The organism is Burkholderia sp. BDU5, from assembly GCF_001522845.1.
Classification (GTDB): Bacteria; Pseudomonadota; Gammaproteobacteria; order Burkholderiales; family Burkholderiaceae; genus Burkholderia; species Burkholderia mayonis.
This window is the reverse complement of the sequence record NZ_LOWC01000043.1, coordinates 1-17,158: the sequence shown is the minus strand read 5'-3', so window position 1 is coordinate 17,158 and position 17,158 is coordinate 1. Positions and strand designations below refer to the sequence as shown.

At 65.0% G+C, this 17,158-nt stretch carries 13 protein-coding genes and 2 pseudogenes; 13 read left to right on the top strand and 2 right to left on the bottom strand.

Annotation, left to right across the window (positions count from 1 at the left end):
• The first annotated feature begins 8 nt into the window (after positions 1-8).
• The 11 genes and pseudogenes from WS69_RS08085 to WS69_RS08030 all read left to right on the top strand — a co-directional run bounded on the left by WS69_RS08085 (position 9) and on the right by WS69_RS08030 (position 12,919).
• Positions 9-2,051, top strand: coding sequence for a hydantoinase/oxoprolinase family protein (locus tag WS69_RS08085; RefSeq protein WP_059470270.1), 2,043 nt, complete (start codon positions 9-11; stop codon positions 2,049-2,051).
• Positions 2,052-2,064: 13 nt separating this feature from the next.
• A complete protein-coding gene (locus tag WS69_RS08080) occupies positions 2,065-4,074 on the top strand; it encodes a hydantoinase B/oxoprolinase family protein (RefSeq protein WP_059470269.1) in 2,010 nt (669 codons plus the stop codon).
• A 227-nt stretch (positions 4,075-4,301) separates the two neighbouring features.
• Positions 4,302-5,783 carry an aldehyde dehydrogenase family protein gene (locus WS69_RS08075; protein ID WP_059470268.1) on the top strand — a complete coding sequence of 494 codons (1,482 nt, stop codon included), beginning with the start codon at positions 4,302-4,304 and terminating at the stop codon, positions 5,781-5,783.
• Positions 5,784-6,218: 435 nt separating this feature from the next.
• On the top strand, positions 6,219-6,887 hold the full coding sequence (locus WS69_RS08070) for a haloacid dehalogenase type II (protein WP_059470267.1): 669 nt from the start codon (positions 6,219-6,221) through the stop codon (positions 6,885-6,887).
• A 64-nt stretch (positions 6,888-6,951) separates the two neighbouring features.
• Positions 6,952-8,229 carry an NAD(P)/FAD-dependent oxidoreductase gene (locus WS69_RS08065; RefSeq protein WP_059470266.1) on the top strand — a complete coding sequence of 426 codons (1,278 nt, stop codon included), beginning with the start codon at positions 6,952-6,954 and terminating at the stop codon, positions 8,227-8,229.
• A 79-nt stretch (positions 8,230-8,308) separates the two neighbouring features.
• Entirely contained in the window at positions 8,309-8,617 is a 309-nt protein-coding gene (locus WS69_RS08060; protein ID WP_059470265.1) for a (2Fe-2S)-binding protein, read from the top strand.
• Positions 8,599-10,017: an FAD/NAD(P)-dependent oxidoreductase gene (locus WS69_RS08055; RefSeq protein ID WP_059470264.1), complete on the top strand. Its 1,419-nt coding sequence runs from the start codon at positions 8,599-8,601 to the stop codon at positions 10,015-10,017. Before WS69_RS08060 ends, WS69_RS08055 begins: the two co-directional genes overlap by 19 nt.
• Positions 10,017-11,168: an NAD(P)/FAD-dependent oxidoreductase gene (locus tag WS69_RS08050; RefSeq protein ID WP_197419228.1), complete on the top strand. Its 1,152-nt coding sequence runs from the start codon at positions 10,017-10,019 to the stop codon at positions 11,166-11,168. Before WS69_RS08055 ends, WS69_RS08050 begins: the two co-directional genes overlap by 1 nt.
• A 10-nt stretch (positions 11,169-11,178) precedes the next feature.
• Positions 11,179-11,652, top strand: a complete 474-nt coding sequence (locus WS69_RS08045; protein WP_059470262.1) for a helix-turn-helix domain-containing protein — start codon at positions 11,179-11,181, stop codon at positions 11,650-11,652.
• 143 nt (positions 11,653-11,795) lie between these two features.
• Positions 11,796-12,195: pseudogene (locus WS69_RS30500) on the top strand (hypothetical protein); the annotation flags it as partial.
• Between the two features lie 346 nt (positions 12,196-12,541).
• On the top strand, positions 12,542-12,919 hold the full coding sequence (locus tag WS69_RS08030) for a VOC family protein (protein ID WP_059470259.1): 378 nt from the start codon (positions 12,542-12,544) through the stop codon (positions 12,917-12,919).
• Between the two features lie 209 nt (positions 12,920-13,128).
• On the opposite strand, the gene WS69_RS08025 is transcribed toward WS69_RS08030, so the two are convergent.
• Both WS69_RS08025 and WS69_RS08020 read right to left on the bottom strand, forming a co-directional pair.
• A complete protein-coding gene (locus tag WS69_RS08025; RefSeq protein WP_059470258.1) occupies positions 13,129-14,148 on the bottom strand; it encodes an AraC family transcriptional regulator in 1,020 nt (339 codons plus the stop codon).
• An 18-nt stretch (positions 14,149-14,166) separates the two neighbouring features.
• On the bottom strand, positions 14,167-14,619 hold the full coding sequence (locus WS69_RS08020) for a GNAT family N-acetyltransferase (protein ID WP_059470306.1): 453 nt from the start codon (positions 14,617-14,619) through the stop codon (positions 14,167-14,169).
• 696 nt (positions 14,620-15,315) lie between these two features.
• On the opposite strand from WS69_RS08020, the pseudogene WS69_RS08015 reads away from it, so the two are divergent.
• Both WS69_RS08015 and WS69_RS08010 read left to right on the top strand, forming a co-directional pair.
• Positions 15,316-15,803: pseudogene (locus WS69_RS08015) on the top strand (ABC transporter permease); the annotation flags it as partial.
• The gene (locus WS69_RS08010) at positions 15,800-16,831 is read left to right on the top strand and encodes an extracellular solute-binding protein (protein ID WP_059470257.1); all 1,032 of its coding nucleotides are present in this window, start codon (positions 15,800-15,802) and stop codon (positions 16,829-16,831) included. The pseudogene WS69_RS08015 and the gene WS69_RS08010, both read left to right, overlap by 4 nt.
• Positions 16,832-17,158 lie beyond the last annotated feature (327 nt).

Genomic DNA, 17,158 nt, shown 5'->3' with positions numbered 1-17,158 from the left:
GAATCTTCGTGGGAATCAGAATCGGGGTGGACATCGGCGGCTCGTTCGCCGATTTCGCGGTACTCGACGACGCGACGGGCGAACTGAAGACGCTGAAGGTGTTTTCGCGGCCGGACAGTCCCGGCAGCGAAGTGCTGTGCGGGATGGCGTCGCTCGGCGAGCGCTACGGGATCGCGCCGCGCGATGTCGCGTACTTCACGCACGGCACGACGGTCGGCGTCAACGCGGTCGTGCAGCGCAAGGGCCTGCGGCTCGGTCTCGTCACGACGCGCCACTTCGAGGACGTGCTCGACCTCGCGCGGCTGAAAGGCCCCGACATGTACAACCTGCTGTCGAAGCGGCCCGCGCCGCTCGTGCCGCGCGAGCGCGTGTTCGGCGTGATCGAGCGGCTCGCGGCGGACGGCAGCATCGAGACGCCAGTCGAAGAATCGAGCGTGCTCGACGCGATCGCGCGGCTGCGGCGCGCGAAGTGCGACGGCGTCGTCATCGCGCTGCTGCATTCGTATCGCAATCCAGCGCACGAGCACGCGGTGAAGGCGATCGTCGAGCGTGAGATGCCGGGCTTCTTCGTGTCGTGCTCGTCCGACGTGTGGCCGATCATCCGCGAGTACGAGCGCACGTTGACCGCGGTGATCGGCGGCTATGTGCAGCCGAAGGTGTCGCACTATCTCGGCTCGCTGCAGCGCGCGCTCGCCGAGACGGGCGTTTCGTGCGACATGAAGGTCACGAAATCGAACGGCGGCGTGATGAGCGCCGAAGCGGGCAAGACCAACTGCGTGCAGATGATCCTGTCCGGCACCGCGTCCGGCGTGATCGGCGCGGCATACGTCGCGAAGCAGAGCGGTCTGCCGCGCTGCATGAGCCTCGACATCGGCGGGACGACCGCCGACGTCGCGCTGATCGTCGACGGCGAGCCGCAGTACGCGACCGGCGAATACATCGGCGACTTCCAGATTCACATTCCTTCGGTGTCCGTGTCGTCGATCGGCGACGGCGGCGGTTCGATCGCCTGGGTCGACGATTTCGGCGTGCTGAAGGTTGGCCCGGACAGCGCCGGCTCGAATCCGGGCCCCGTCTGCTACGGGCGCGGCGGCACGCGCGCGACGATCACCGACGCGTTCGTCGTGCTCGGCGTGATCGGCAACGCGAGTCTCGGCTACGACTCGGTGAAGGTCGATCGCGCGGCCGCGCATCGCGCGATCGACGCGCTCGCCGCGCGGCTCGGCAGCGACGCATACCGGACCGCCGAGGCGATCGTCGACGTCGCGGTGTCGGGAATGTATGCGGGCGTGAGCCGGATCGTGTCGCGCTTCGGGATCGATCCGCGCGCGTTCGCGCTGCTGCCGTTCGGCGGCGCGGGGCCGATGCTCGCGTGCCACTTCGCGCGTGCGATCGGCATCGACGAGATCGTCGTGCCGGCCGCGCCGGGCGTGCTGAGCGCGCTGGGCGGCCTGATCGCCGATACGCGCAACGACTTCGTGAAGACGACTTACTACGACCTCGACGCGGCGTCGCTCGCGCAACTCGGCGCGGACGCGCGCGCGCTCGAACGCGCGGCGCGCAGATGGATCGTCGGGCAGATCGGCGACGATCGCGACGCGCGGATCGTGGTGTCGGCCGACATGCGCTACAAGGGCCAGTCGTTCGAGATCGACACGCCGCTCGAGCTCGGCTGGCTGCACGGCGACGATCCGGCGCCGCTGCGCGACGCGTTCGATCGCGAGCACGCGCGCCTGTACGGCCACAGCGATGCGTCGGCGCGCGTGCAGGTCGTCGCGCTGCGGCTCGTGATCTCGGCCGCGACGCCGAAGCCGGCGCTGAAGCCCGTCGACGCGAGCGACGCGCCGCCGACGCCCGCGAACACGATCCGCGTGTTCATGAACGGCGCATTCCACGACGCGGCGCTCTATCTGCGCCGCGACCTGAAGGCGGGCCAGCGCTTCGACGGCCCGGCCGTGATCGCGCAGGACGACTGCACGACGACCGTGCTGCCCGGCTACCGGGCCCGCGTCGACGCGCTCGGCCAACTGATCCTGAACCGTGCGAGCTGATCCGGAGGACGCAATGCAATTCGACAAATCGGTGCTGCAGATTTTCGCGAACTATTGCGTCTCGGCGGCGGAAAGCATGGCGTACACGCTCGTGCGGACCGCGCATTCGACGTTCGTGAAGGAAACCGAAGATTTCTCGTGCGCGATCATGACGCCGGACGGGCTCACGTTCGCGTCACCGAAGACGCTCGGCGCGACGTGGTACGTCGGGCTCGACTACGGCTCGGTGATCCGGATGATCGACGATTACGCGCCGGGCGACGTCTGCATGACGAACGATGCGTACAGCGGCTTCGTCGCGACGCACACGCCCGACATCGTGATCTGGAAGCCCGTGTATTACGGAGACGAGATCGTCTGCTTCGTCGGCGGGCACATCCACAACACCGACATGGGCGGCGCGGTCCCGGCTTCGCTGTCGCGTACGCTGACCGAGATCCAGCAGGAAGGCGTGCGCTTTCCGCCGTGCAAGATCGCGCGCGCGGGCGTCGTCGACGACGCGCTCGTGCGGATCATGGCGACGAATGTGCGCGCGCCCGAGCAGAACGTCGGCGACTTGCTCGCGCAGCTCGCGTCGCTGCACACGGGCGAGCGGCGCGTGCTGGAGATCGTCGAGCGTTTCGGCCTCGACGGCTTCAAGGCCGGGATGCGCGCGCTGCTCGACTATTCCGAGGAACAGGCGCGCACGATCCTGCGCGGCATCCCCGACGGCGACTACGGCTTCGCCGAATACGCGGACGAGGATTCGGTAAACGGCAAGCCGATGCGCGTCGCGCTGACCGCGCGCATCCGCGGCGGCGAAGTCGAGATGGACTACTCGGGCAGCGATCCGCAACTGCAGTCGTCGCTGAACATGCCGACAGGCGGCCACGAACGGCATGCGCTCGCGCTCGTCGGCCTCGTCTACGTGCTGTACACGCTCAATCCCGACATCCTGTTGAACACCGGGATGCTGCGCGTCGCGCGCTGCGTGCTGCCCGAAGGCTCGGTCGTCAACGCGGCGCCGCCCGCCGCGGTCGGCATGCGCAGCCTCACGTGCAAGCTGCTGCATCTGCTGACGTTCGGCGCATTCGCGCGCGCGGTGCCCGAGCGTCTCGCCGCTTGCCCGGCGGGCGGGCTGTCGATCCTCAGCGTGAAGACGATGAGCCGCGAAGGCGAAACCGTGATGGCGTCGATCGGACCGATCGGCGGCGGCGCGGGCGGCAGCGCGACCGACGACGGCGAGGACGGCTCCGGCGCGAACAACGCGTTCCTGCGCAACACACCGGTCGAGATCAACGAGGCCGAGGTGCCGATCCGGATCACGCGCTACGGCGTCGCGCCGGGCTCGGGCGGCGCGGGCCAGTATCGCGGCGGGCAGGGGCTCGTGATGGAGTTCCAGGTGTTCGCGCCGAACACGCTCGTGACCGCGCGCAATCGCGACCGCACGCGCTTCGCGTCGTGGGGCCTCGATGGCGGACTGCCGGGCGGCAACGCGCGCTTCACACGCAATCCCGACACGCCGCAAGCGGAAGCGCTCGACAACAACGATCTCGTCGTGTGCGCGCCCGGCGACGTGATCCGGCTCGTCGGCGCGGGCGCGGGCGGCTACGGCCGGCCGATCGACCGCGAGCCGGCGAAGGTTCGCGACGACGTGCTGCGCGGCTATGTGAGCGCCGATGTCGCGCGCGACGTGTACGGCGTCGCGCTCGACGGCGACGAGGTCGACGTCGAGCAGACCGCCGCGTTGCGCGATGCGGCGCGCGAACGGCTCGCGGGCGAATTCGCGCCGGCGTTTTCGTTCGGTACGTACCGCGAAGCATTCGAGGCGAAGTGGACTCGCGCGCGCTACGCGGCGCTCACGCGCATCCTCACCGGCGTGCCGGTGCCGTGGCGCTACTTCATCAAGCATCGCTTGTTCGATGCGCTCGACGCGCGCATCGCGGCGGATCCGTACGGCTGCGGGGACGGCGGCGGCGAGATCGTCGACGTGCTGTTCGCGGAGCTGTGCCGCGCGTATCCGCAACTGACGCGGGCGGCGTGACGCGATGGGCCGCGCCGCGCGCCGGGAATGCATGAGGCGGGCCGCGTGCACTGCGTCGCGGGCGTGGCGCGAGGCGGCGGTCGCGACGCGGCTCCGGTTCGCATCGCACGAGGCGTTCGCATCGCCTGTGTCGCTTGCGGCGGGAGGTCGCGACGCCGCCGGGCACGGCGAAGCGTGTCGCCGCGCGCCTCGCCGCTCCCTTTCCCTACGTTTCAGGAACACACACGATGGATAGTTTCGATCCGGCGCGCGTCGCGGTACGCAGCGCGCATTTCATCGGCGGCCGGCATGTCGACGGCCCGGGCGTCATCGACGTCAAGCGGCCGTCGGACGGCGTCGTCTATTCGGCGCTGCCGGCGGCGGACGCATCGCTCGTCGACCAGGCGGTCGAAGATGCGTGGCGCGCGTTCAGGACGAGCGACTGGGCGCGCCGCGCGCCGCGCGAGCGCGCGCGTGCGATGCGTCGCTGGGCCGATCTGATCGAGGCGGACGTCGCGACGCTCGCGCCGCTCGAAGCGGTCGGCTCGACGCGCCCGATCGCCGATGCCGCGCGCTGGGACGTGCCGTTCACCGCCGAAGGAATTCGCTTCTTCAGCGAATACGCGGACCGCGTCGGCGGCGAAGTCGCGGCGACGCGCACCGACCATCTCGGGATGACGATCGCCGAGCCGTACGGCGTCGTCGGCGCGATCGCGCCGTGGAATTTTCCGCTCGTGATGGCTTCGTGGAAGGTCGCGCCGGCGCTCGCCGCCGGCAACGCGGTCGTGCTGAAGCCGTCGGAGCTGACACCGTTCTCGTCGGTGCGGTTCGCCGAGCTCGCGATCGAAGCGGGCATTCCGCCCGGCATCTTCAACGTCGTGCACGGCGATGGCCGCACGACAGGCGACGCGCTGTGCCGGCATCCGAAGGTGTCCAAAGTGACGTTCACCGGATCGAGCCAGACGGGCGCCGCGATCATGACCGCGTGCGCGCAGCACGGCACGAAGCCCGTGACGCTCGAATTGGGCGGCAAGAGCCCGCAGCTCGTGTTCGCCGACGCGCCGGATCTCGAGCGCGTCGCGCGTCGCGTCGCGGCGGCGATCGCGGGCAATGCGGGGCAGGTGTGCGTCGCGGGCTCGCGGCTCATCGTCGAGCGCAAGGTCGAGGCGCGCTTCGTCGGCGCGGTCGCGGCCGCGTTCGCCGAGCTGCGGGCGGGCGCGACGTGGGCGCGCGGCACGACGCTGCCGCCGATCATCTCGATGCCGCAGCTACAGCGGATCGACGGCATCGTGCAGCGGACGCTCGACGGCGGCGCGCACGCGGCGACGGGCGGCGCGCGGATCGAACTCGCGGGCGACGGCGCATTCTACGCGCCGACGATCCTGACGGGCGTGACGCCGCAGGCGGAAGCGGTGCGCGAGGAGATCTTCGGGCCGGTGCTGACCGTACAGACGTTCGATGGCGAAGAAGAAGCGCTCGCGCTCGCCGCGCACGACAAATACGGGCTGGCGGCGGGCGTGCATACGGCCGACGTGAGCCGTGCGCTGCGGATGATGCGCGGAATCGAGGCGGGCACGGTATGGATCAATCGCTACGGCCGCACCGCGGATTTCGTGATACCGACGGGCGGCTACAAGCACTCGGGAATCGGCAAGGATCTCGGGCGGCAGGCGTACGAGGCGAATCTGCGCGTGAAGAGCGTGCTGATCGATTTTGGCGAGCACGCGTGATGCGGGGCGGACGGCGAACGGCGCTCTGCGATTGGACGGTGGCCACGGCACGCGCCGGCGTCGCGATCGCGGCTTGTACATCGCTTGCCGCCGCCCGCGATGCAGCGTGCAAGCGGCGGCAAGCCGCCGAAACGCCGCTGAAAAGCGATCGAAAAATGCCGCGCCGCGGCCCTGAAACCCGCGCCGCATAGTGTGCTGCGCCGGCCACGAAAAACGGCGGATTCTATGCTGCGCGACCGCCAATACAAGACAACTTGGCTTTTTGAAGGTGATTAAATGCTTGGCAACAGGCGTAGTCGACAGCGTGATCGCGGTGCGCCGCAGCTTCGCGACGACGAATGTCCAGCACGCGCTTCGCGCCGGTCGCCGCATGGTTTTCGAGTTTCGAATGGCCCCGTCGCACGGGTTCGATTTTGCTGACAACAGGACAAGGACATGACCCGTTTCAAGCCCAAATACATCACGTTCGATTGCTACGGCACGCTGACGCGCTTCCGGATGGGCGACCTCGCGCGCGAGCTGTTCGCCGGGCGCGTGAGCGCCGGGAACATGGAGCAGTTCGTCATGGATTTCGCCGCGTACCGGCTCGACGAAGTGCTCGGCGCATGGAAGCCGTACCAGGACGTCGTGAAGAACGCGGTCTACCGGACCTGCAAGCGCTGGAACATCGCATACGACGATGCCGAAGCGCAGAAGTTCTACGATGCGGTGCCGACGTGGGGGCCGCATCCGGACGTGCCGGAAGGACTCGCGAAGGTCGCGAAGGAGATTCCGCTCGTGATCCTGTCGAACGCGTCGAACGACCAGATCCAGCGCAACGTCGACAAGCTCGGCGCGCCGTTCCATCGCGTCTACACCGCGCAGATGGCGCAGGCGTACAAGCCTCGGCTGCAGGCGTTCGAGTATCTGCTCGACAACCTCGGCTGCGGCCCCGAGGACATCCTGCACGTGTCGTCGAGCCTGCGCTACGACCTGATGTCCGCGCACGACATGGGCATCGAGCACAAAGTGTTCGTCTCGCGCGGCCACGAGCCGTCGACGCCGTTCTACGGCTACACCGAGATCAAGGACATCGGCGGCCTCGCGGGCGTCGTCGGTCTGTGATCGGCGCGGACCGGCGTCGCGTGACGCCGGTCCGCAACCGTTGGCGAATCGTACGAAGGAACCGATGAAACTCGAATCGTACTGGCTGGATACGCGTCCCGCATTCGACGGAGGCTGCAATGCGCCCGTCGAAGGACGCGCGGACGTCGTCGTGATCGGCGGCGGATTCACCGGGTTGTCGGCCGCGCTCGAACTCGCGAAGCGCGGTGTGCAGGCGGTCGTGCTCGAAGCGAGGCAGGTCGCGGCCGAGGCGTCCGGGCGCAACGGCGGCCAGTGCAACACGGGGCTCGCGCAGGATTACGCAGCGCTCGTCGCGCGAATCGGCGCGCCGCGCGCGCAGGCGTTCTACCGGGCTTACGAGAGCGCGGTCGCGACGGTCGATTCGATCGTCACCGAGCATGCGATCGACTGCAACTTCCTGCGCACCGGCAAGCTGAAGCTCGCCGCGAAGCCGCAGCATTTCGAAGGGCTCGCGAAGACCTGCGAGCTGCTGCGTCGCGACGTCGATCCGAACGTCGAGCTGATCGAGCCCGCGCGGATGCGCGACGAAGTCGGCTCGGACCGTTTCTACGGCGGCCTGCTGCAGCGCACGGGCGCGCAGATGCACATGGGCAAGTTTGGCGTCGGGCTCGCGCGCGCGGCCGTCGCGCACGGCGCGCGGATCCACGAGCACGCGGGCGTCACGCAACTGAAGCGCCTCGACGGCGAGCGCTACGAGATCGCGAGCACGCGCGGCACGATCCGCGCCGATCGCGTGCTGGTCGCGACGGGCGCGTCGCAGTTCGGCCCGTTCCAGTGGTTTCGCCGCCGCATCGCGCCGGTCGGCAGCTTCATCGTCGTCACCGAGCCGCTGCCGAAGGCGCAGCTCGACCGCTTGTTCCCGCAGCGACGCGCATACGTGACGACGCGCCACATCGGCAACTACTTCCGCGTGACGCCCGACGATCGCCTGCTGTTCGGCGGGCGCGCACGCTTCGCAATGTCCAATCCGCGCTCCGACGCGAAGAGCGGCGACGTCCTGCGCGCGGGAATGGCCGCGTATTTTCCCGAGCTCGCGAACGTGCGCCTCGACTATTGCTGGGGCGGGCTCGTCGACATCACGGCCGACCGCCTGCCGCGCGCGGGCCAGCACGAAGGGCTGTATTACTCGATGGGCTACAGCGGGCACGGCGTGCAGATGTCGGTGCATATGGGCCGCGTGATGGCGGACGTGCTGTACGGCGCGACCGCGAGCAACCCGTGGCGCGGGCTCGACTGGCCGGCGATGCCGGGCCATTTCGGGCATGCATGGTTCCTGCCGCTCATCGGCGCGTACTACCGCTTGCAGGACATCCTGCATTGATGCCGATGCCGACCGACGCCCGTTGCGCCGCTTCCAACCACGACGCTTTTCGCGCAAGCGAAGCGACTGGAGTGCACGCATGAAATCGCGATTTGTTCGGCTAGCCGAGACCGAACGCCGAACCGTGACGTTTCGCATCGACGGACGAAAGGTCGACGCGCTCGAAGGCGACACGTTGCTCGTGGCGATGCTCTGCAACACGGACCGCGTTCGGCAATCGGAATTCGGCCCCGAGGTGCGCGCGGGCTTCTGTCTGATGGGCGCTTGTCAGGACTGCTGGGTGTGGACGGCCGACGGCGAGCGCGTGCGCGCGTGCACGACGGTCGTCGACGCATCGCTCGACGTCGTCACGCGACAACCGGAGGCGCAATGGCCGAATCTCGTGTGATCGTCGTCGGCGCGGGGCCGGCGGGCGTGCGCTGCGCGGAAGCGCTGGTGCGCGCGGGCGTCCGTCCGCTCGTGGTCGACGAAGGGCGGCGCGACGGCGGGCAGATTTATCGTCGGCAGCCCGAACCGTTCGTGCGGCCGTATGCGAAGCTCTACGGCACCGAGGCGGAGCGCGCACGCAGCCTGCACGACACATTCGAGCGGCTGCGCCCCGTGCTCGACTACTCGCCGGATACGCTCGCGTGGAACGTGTCGGGCGGCGCGCTCTACACGATGCGCGCGGGGCGCTCATATCGGCATCCTTACGATGCGCTGATTCTGTGTCCCGGCGCGACCGACCGTCTGATTCCCGTCAAGGGCTGGCAATACGCGGGCGCATACAGTCTCGGCGCGTCGCAGATCGCGCTGAAGGCGCAGGCATGCGCGATCGGCTCGGAAGTCGTGTTCATGGGCACCGGGCCGCTGCTGTATCTCGTCGCGAGCCAGTACGTGCAGGCGGGGGCGAGCGTCGCCGCGGTGCTCGACACGTCGCTCGCGAGCGACCGGCTGCGCGCGCTGCCGAAGCTCCTCGCGCGCCCGGACGCGCTGTTCAAGGGGACGCGGCTCGTCGCGTCGCTAAAGGATCGCGGCGTGACGATCGAGACCGGCGTGACGCCCGTCGAGATTCACGGCGACGACGCGCGCGGCGTGTCGGGCGTCAGCTATCGCGATGCGCAGGGCGAAGTCCGCCGCATCGGCTGCGATGCGATCGCGCTTGGCTACCACCTTCGTCCCGAGACGCAACTGGCCGATCTCGCCGGCTGCGCGTTCCGCTTCGACGAACAGACGCGCCAATGGCTGCCGCAGCGCGATGAGATGGGGCGCGGCTCGGTCGAGCGCATCTATCTCGCGGGCGACGGCGCGCGGATCCTCGGCGCCGATGGCGCGGAGGCGGCGGGCGAGCTCGCCGCGCTCGCCGCATTGAACGACCTTGGCCGTGCGGTCGACGCACGCCGGATCGCCGCCTTGCAGCGCGTGCTCCAAAAAATGGACCGCTTCCGCGCGGGCCTCGCGCGGGCGTTTCCGTGGCCAGCGCGGCAGGCGGCGCAACTGTCCGACGACACGATCGTATGCCGCTGCGAGGGCATCAGTGCGGGCGAGCTGCGTCGCGTGATCCGCGACGAAGGCGCGTGCGAGGCGAATCGCGCGAAGGCGTTCAGCCGCGTCGGGATGGGGCGCTGCCAAGGGCGCTATTGCGGCCATGCGGCGGCCGAAGTGATCGCGGATGCGGCGAAGCTGCCGCTCGAGGCGGTCGGCCGGTTGCGCGGGCAGGCGCCCGTCAAGCCGCTTGCGATCGCGACGCATGAGATCGCGGACGCGCCGCGGACGCGCGCGACGGACGAAACAGTGGAGGAATCGTGATGCGGGCCGATGCGGATGTGGTGATCGTCGGCGGCGGTTTCATGGGCGCGGCGGCCGCGTTCTTCCTGCGGCAGCGCGGACGCTCGGTGATCCTGCTCGAACGCGCGCTGATCGGGCAGCAGGCGAGCGGCACGAACTTCGGCAACGTGCGCCGGCAAGGCCGCTATCTGCCGCAACTGCCGCTCGCGAACCGGTCGCGTGAGATCTGGGGGAGGCTGCCCGAGCTGATCGGGCACAGCGCGGAATTCCTGCAGACCGGGCACATCCGCGTGTGCTACCGGCAAGAGCAGGACGATTCATTCGAAGTCTATGCGAAGGAAGCGAGCCACTACGGGCTGAAGCTCGACCTGTACCGCGGCGCGGCGATGCGCGCGAAGTTCCCGTTTCTCGGTCCGGAGATCCTGAGCGCATCGCATTCGGAGAAGGACGGCCATGCGAACCCGCGGCTCGCCGCGCCGGCATTCGGCCGCGCGGCGGCGCGCGCGGGTGTGCGGATCGAGGAGAACACCACGATCGCGACCGCCGAGAAGGACGGCGACACGTTTCGCGCGACCGCCGTCGACGGCCGCGTGTTCTGCGCGCCGAATCTGCTCGTGACCGCGGGCGCGTGGGGCAGTCAGTTGAGCGCGCAATTCGGCGAAGCGGTGCCGATCGCGGTGAATGGTCCGCAGATGGCCGTCACGGAGCCCGTGCCTTACGCGATCCGGCCGGTGGTCGGCGTGTCGTCGCCGCACATCGAGGAAGTCGTGTATTTCCGGCAGGTCGAGCGCGGCAACATCGTGATCGGCGGCTGCGCGCGCGCGCCTGCGTATCTCGACGAACGCCGGGCGAAGGTGTTGCCGGAGAGCACGCTGCTGCAGTTCCGTCAGCTCGCGCGCGTCGCGCCGGCGTTGACGCGGCTGAACATCATCCGCGTGTGGAGCGGCGTCGAAGGCTACATGCCGGACGATCGGCCAATCATGGGGCGCAGCGCGAAGGTCGACGGCCTCTATTACGCGTTCGGTTTCTGCGGGCACGGCTTCCAGCTCGGACCCGGCGTCGGCGACACGATGGCTGAGCTGATCGACACGGGCGCGACGAGCACGCCGATCGAGCCATTTTCGATCGCGCGCTTCGTCGAGCCGGCCGCGGTTGCGCACGCGGCGACGTGACGGAGCACGCATGGCGAACGTTCCGGATCGCATTGACGGCGCCGCACCCGCTGCGGCGCGCCCCGTGTCGCGCGCCGTGCGTTGCGCGCTGCGCTTCATCGACACGCACTTCGCGCAGCCGCTCAATCTGCACACGCTCGCGGACGTCGCGGGCCTGAGCGTGTCGCGATTCGCGGCGCGCTTTCGCGACGAAGTGGGCCTGTCACCGCATCGCTATCTGTGCCGCGTGCGGATACGTCGCGCGCAGGATCTGTTGCTGCGAGGCATGCCGCCTTCCGTCGTCGCGACCGAAGTCGGCTTCTTCGACCAGAGCCATCTCGGCCGGCATTTCCGGCGGGCGGTCGGGCTCACGCCGTGCGACTACGTCGCGCGGCCTGTCGCGCAGCTCGGCGAACCGAATCTGGATGCGCCTGACGATGCGCCCGCGCTTACGAGCCGCGCGCGTGCGGCTCGACGCCTGCGCACGTCGCCCGTTGCCGGATAGTCGTTTGCAATGAGCATTTCGCAAATCAATGTTTGTTCCGCTTCGGGCGATTCCATAAGCTTGGCGTTTCGTCGGTCGTGCGATCGTGCGCGGCAACGCTTGTTCGAGAGGCTTCCGCCGATGAATCGTCGCGCTTTCCCGCCGCCGTTCGCCGCCCGCCGCCGCGCGTCGGCTCGCCTGCGTCGCTCGGCACTGTCGTGCAGCCCGATTCGCCGGTGCGCGACGTCGCCGACCTGAAGGGATGGACGGTTGTCGTATCGTCCGCGCGCGGCAGCATTTCGCAGTACCAGCTAAACGGGCGGGGCGCTGGGCGCTCGCGCATCCGGACGATCATGCGAAGGTCAATGCGTCGCTCACGCGTCTGTCGCTCGACACGGCCGCCGACATCACGCGCCGCTCGGCGCTCGCGTAGCGGGCGTTCGGCGCGGCCGACGTCGCGGCGCAGCAGCCGGTGGCCGATCGCGCGGTGCGCGACGCGATCCTGCCGCGCCGTGCCGCGTCGACATCGCGTCGATCGCGGTGCAACGCATCGGCGTCGCTTGATCCGCGAGCGGCCTTCGTTGCAGCGCGATGCGATGCCGCACGGCGCGCGGCTTATCGGCCGCTCTGGCGATAAGCGTCGGCTTCGATGATCGAGACGCCGCGCCGGCCCCGCTACGCATCGCGCCGTCGAATCAGGCCGTTCCCGATCGCTGTCGTTTCGATGAAATCCGTCTGTTCGCCGGTCGGCGTCGCGCGCGCTGGTAGGTTGCGCCGACATAGACGTCGCGCTTTCGCAAGGACAGCTTCTTCCGCCGAAATTTCGCACCTCGACCTATTCTTGTATTCGGAGACGATTCTCGCGATCCGGGTGCGACTTACATGGGGTCGCATTCGGCAAGGAGACGACATGAGTGCGCAACTGAACCATACGATCGTCTGGTGCCGCGACAAGCGGCGCTCGACGCAATTCCTGATGGACATCCTCGGCTTGCCGAAGCCCGTTACGTTCGGCCCGATGCTGGTCGTGTCGCTCGCGAACGACGTGTCGCTCGATTTCTACGAAAGCGGCGGCCCGATCTCGACGCAGCATTACGCGTTCCTCGTCGGCGACGACGAATTCGATCGCGCGTTCGCGCGCATTCGCGAACGGGGGCTGACGTACTGGGCCGATCCGGCGAGGCAACGCGCGGGCGAGATCAACACGCACAACGGTGGCCGCAGCGTGTATTTCGACGATCCGGACGGACATTTCCTGGAGTTGCTGACGCGGCCCTACGACGTGTGAACCAAGCTGTTGATCCGTCGAGTCGAACGATCGCATCTTTGCCGTGGTCACTCGGGCCGTCGCTTCGGGCGAGGCGTTCATTGTTGACTACGGATTTGAAATTGCCGAACGCGATCTCGAACGGGCGCGCCGCGAATGCGCTTGCCGTTGCGGCGCCGTAAAGTGCCGAGGCGCGATGATAGCGCTCGAGTGATCGCGACGGGCCAGGATCAATCGACAGTGACTTTTGACCAGCGCTTCATTGCCCGGCTAAACGCGGATGTGTTCTTGTATCCTAATCTCGCCGCAATCTCCTTGGTCGTGAACTGATTTTCAGCAAGATATTGTGACGCGATATCGCGGCGCACCAGATCAAGCAAGGCGCTGAAGGATGTACCCATTTCCTTTAATTTACGCTGCAAACTGCGCGGCGACATTCCTAGCTTTTCTGTAAACCTGGCCACATCTTGGTACATCGGATTCTCGTACATTACTCCGAGTAATCGCTCGACGAGATCGGCAGGTACCCAATGTGACAGCTCGAACTCACGCTTGACGCAAGCTTTTCTCGCGATCTCAAATTCAATCGAATGTGCAAGGGGTAATTTTGTATTTAACAGGTAAGCGTCGAATTCCAGAAAATTATTCCCCGCCTCAAATATCACCTCGCATTTGAATATGTCAGCGTAAACATCGGCATGAGGAGGAGGGGGGAAGGCAAGTCCGACTCGCTTGAATTCCGGAACCCGCCCTATTAGGTCGATCATTTCCCGTCTTACCGCAGCGAGGCACATATCGGTATTGAGAACTAGAAGATCAGTACGATAGGTGTACTCGCCAACGGTAACGCGTGCAGTATCCCCATCCACGTCTAGCGATATCCGAAAATAGCTAATCGCCAGAAGCGGATGGTCGTACGCCAGCCGCATCGCATCACCCAGCGTCGGGCTGACCAACATTGCATGCCCTCTGAGACCATATGCGGTTACCGGTATTTCGCTTCCAATATGAAGTCCGATAGCCGAGTTCCCAGTCGCATCGAGTGCATTCGCAAACAGCACCATTTCTTGAGCGTGCGTTACCATTGCGTTCGCTTGCTCGACCTCTGCCGGTGAAATGCCGGTGTCCCTTAAAAGAACTTCGGCGGGCACACCCATCTCGTTCATCACGTTGAGCGCGATGATGATGGTGTGAAGTGGCGCGGGGCGCTGCGCAGCTGTGCGACTCGACACGTTGGCTACTGGCTTCATCTGAATCCTTCAGGTGGTTCAGTATTTTAGTGATTTCGTGAATATGACCTGACACCCATATTCGTCCAATCCGCCGCGCGTCCAACCGAGGCGTTGATAGAAGCCATCAGCTCGCGAACCTGGATCAGTGACCAACGTAGCTTGTTCCGCACCGTTGTCTTTCAGCCATTTCAACGCACGCTCGAGCAGTTCACGTCCGACGCCCATTCCGTGAAAGGAAGGTCTCACGAAGAGCGCGCAGATAAACGGCGTAGCGGTAATGACAGGAAGGCATACTCCGGCTGCCTCGCCTCGAAATTCGCAGATCCAGCCGCCCTCTTGCCTGATCTGCTCGATCAGAAGATCTCGATCAAGCAGATGGATCTGATGTGGGTGTATCCGATTTTCCCGTACGGAGAACCGCACGTCGTAAAACATTCCGATATCGCTTTCTCTCATGGAGCGGTATTCCAGTTTGTCGGCCATGGTCATATTGATTATCATCACTCTTTTCATAATGTGAAATATTCGAGCGCTAACGCTGAAGCGCCAGAGTCAGTGCTGTAATTGTTGCATAGATGCCGCAGCTGTTCCGTATCGGTGGTTCGAAGCATAAGCTTTGCTACCGGACATCACTCAGTGCATACGAGCCAGCACGACAATTGCGATATCACTACCACAGGTTAATAAACGAATTAGTACGGGAAAGCTGCGTGACTCTCGGGCAATAATCAGTCTGAGAATATTTTGCTATGTGAAACATAGGGGGTGATTGATGCCGGACTGATTATCTGTAACAAATTTGACGCTTAGGGATAACAGATTGGCGCGTTCAGCACAGACGCGCCCTATAAATATGACAGCCAATTTGCTATGCTTTCTATCCGATGAGCTGACCGATTCGAGGTAATTGGTGGTTTTTCGAATATTTATTCGAAATCGACTTAAATCATGGCGAGTGATTTGTGATCCGACAGTACTCGTCACAATTTTCGGCGTCGTGATTCCGTTTATCGTCCTAGCAGTCGCATCGCTTAGCGCCCCGCTCGAATTTGGCGGTATGGCGTGGGGGGGGATTTCACGATCCGTGCATATGAACGAGTGGCATTCGATCGGGATTGGGACGGCTCGCTCGTGCTCCAGCAAGGCTACGTAAACATCTTTCTTCGTCTTGTGATTACCCACGATTTGATGGTGTTTTCCATGTTCGCATTCGAAGTTGGCTTCGTTGCAGTCCTGTTTGCACACGTGGTCTTTTGCGTGCCGCTCGCGTATCTCACGATCAACGCCCGGGTGAAAACGATCGACCGCACATTGCTCGAAGCCGCTGCCGACTTATCGGCGCCTCCGTGGGCGGCATTTCGACAAATCATCGTTCCTTTGGCTTTGCGCGGCATCGTCGCGGGCGCTCCGCTTTCGTTCGTCGCGTCGATGAACGACTACGTCATGAGCTATTTCCTGGCTGGGGCCGGCATGACTACCTTGCCTATGTACATCTTCAGTGCGTTGCAGATCGGGACTACACCGAAGGTAAGCGCCATTTCAACGGCGGTTATCGCGCTTTCATCGGCTCAGTTGCTCGCGGTCTGGGCTCTCGGTATGCGAGGAGAAAAAAGGGCGCGCCTGAATTATCCGAAACGTACCAATCGAACGTCCAAACAATAGGAACGGTATGAAAAAAATAGTTGGGGCAATGTTGCTTCTTGCTGCCGGTAGTGCGGCGGCCGCTGAGCTTCACATCGGGAGCTGGCCGGATTATCTACCCGACACGCTGATCAAGAGGTTTCAGGCAGAGACAGGGATCAAGACGACACTCGACACGTACGCGAGCGATGCGGCGCTGACTCAGAAACTGCAGTCTGGCGGAGGCGGGTACGATGTCGTGATCGCCGGAGACTACTACGTGCCCGTGCTCGTGAAATCCGGACTCCTGCTTAAGCTCGACAAGAGCAAGTTGCGGAACATCGCGAACATCAAGCCGGAGTATCGACACCCATCGTTCGATCCCCAACGGGATTATGCGATGCCATATACGGTCGTGTTGACCGGTTTTGCCTACGATGGTGCACGCGTACCCGGTGGAAAACTCGATGACAGCTGGAAGTCCTTTTTCGATCCGCCTGCAGAATTGCGCGGGCAGATCGGCGATCTGGACGTCGAAGAGGAACTGTACATGGCCGCGAGCTGGTATTTGGGACAGGACGAATGCACCGAAAACCCTGCCGATGCGAAGCGCGTGCTCGAGGTCTTGCAAAAGCAGAAGCCATTCGTGAAGACGTATAGCAACGATGGAACGATCGATCGCCTCGCCTCCAAGCAAATTACGGTACAGCACATCTGGAGCGGCGCCGCTGCACGCGCCCAGGAGCGTCTTTCGACTGTCACATTCGTGTATCCGAAGGAGGGCGTCCGTCTATTCATGGATAGCCTGCTCATCCCGGCGAAGGCGCGGAATGTCGATTCGGCTTATCAGTTCGTCGACTGGATGATGCGGCCTGAGAATATCGCTCAAGTGACGAACGCCGTTCGCTATAACAGTGAGATTGTCGGGGCCGACCGCTACGTAGATGCGGCGCTGCTGAAGAACCCAGCGATCAAGACGCCGGACTCATACAAAGAGCGGCTCAAACCATACAAGCTGTGCTCACCAACAGCGATTCAGTTGCGAAACAAGGTCTGGTTGAAGTTGAAGGGAAATCGATGAACTGCGGCGGCGCCTGCCGATTGCTGAAAAGGCGGGCTTTGCCGAGGGAAGGAAATTGACCGCTACGGCGACTCGTTCAGTTACCTGGGGCGAAGCGAGTCGTCTTGACCAGAGATCCGAGATGAAGCGGCCGCGGGCGATGCTGTGAACATTGCCCACGGCCTAACCTGGGTGTACACATTGAGAGACCACCATGGCTGCCCGTATTCTACGGCAACATTTGTGTCGTCGCCTGTTCACAACGGTGACGTGTCGCGAGCAAATGAATTGTCCGGGTCTGTAGCACGTAATCTGTCCGGTTTTTGGGTGCGGCATGAAGCCAGCCGT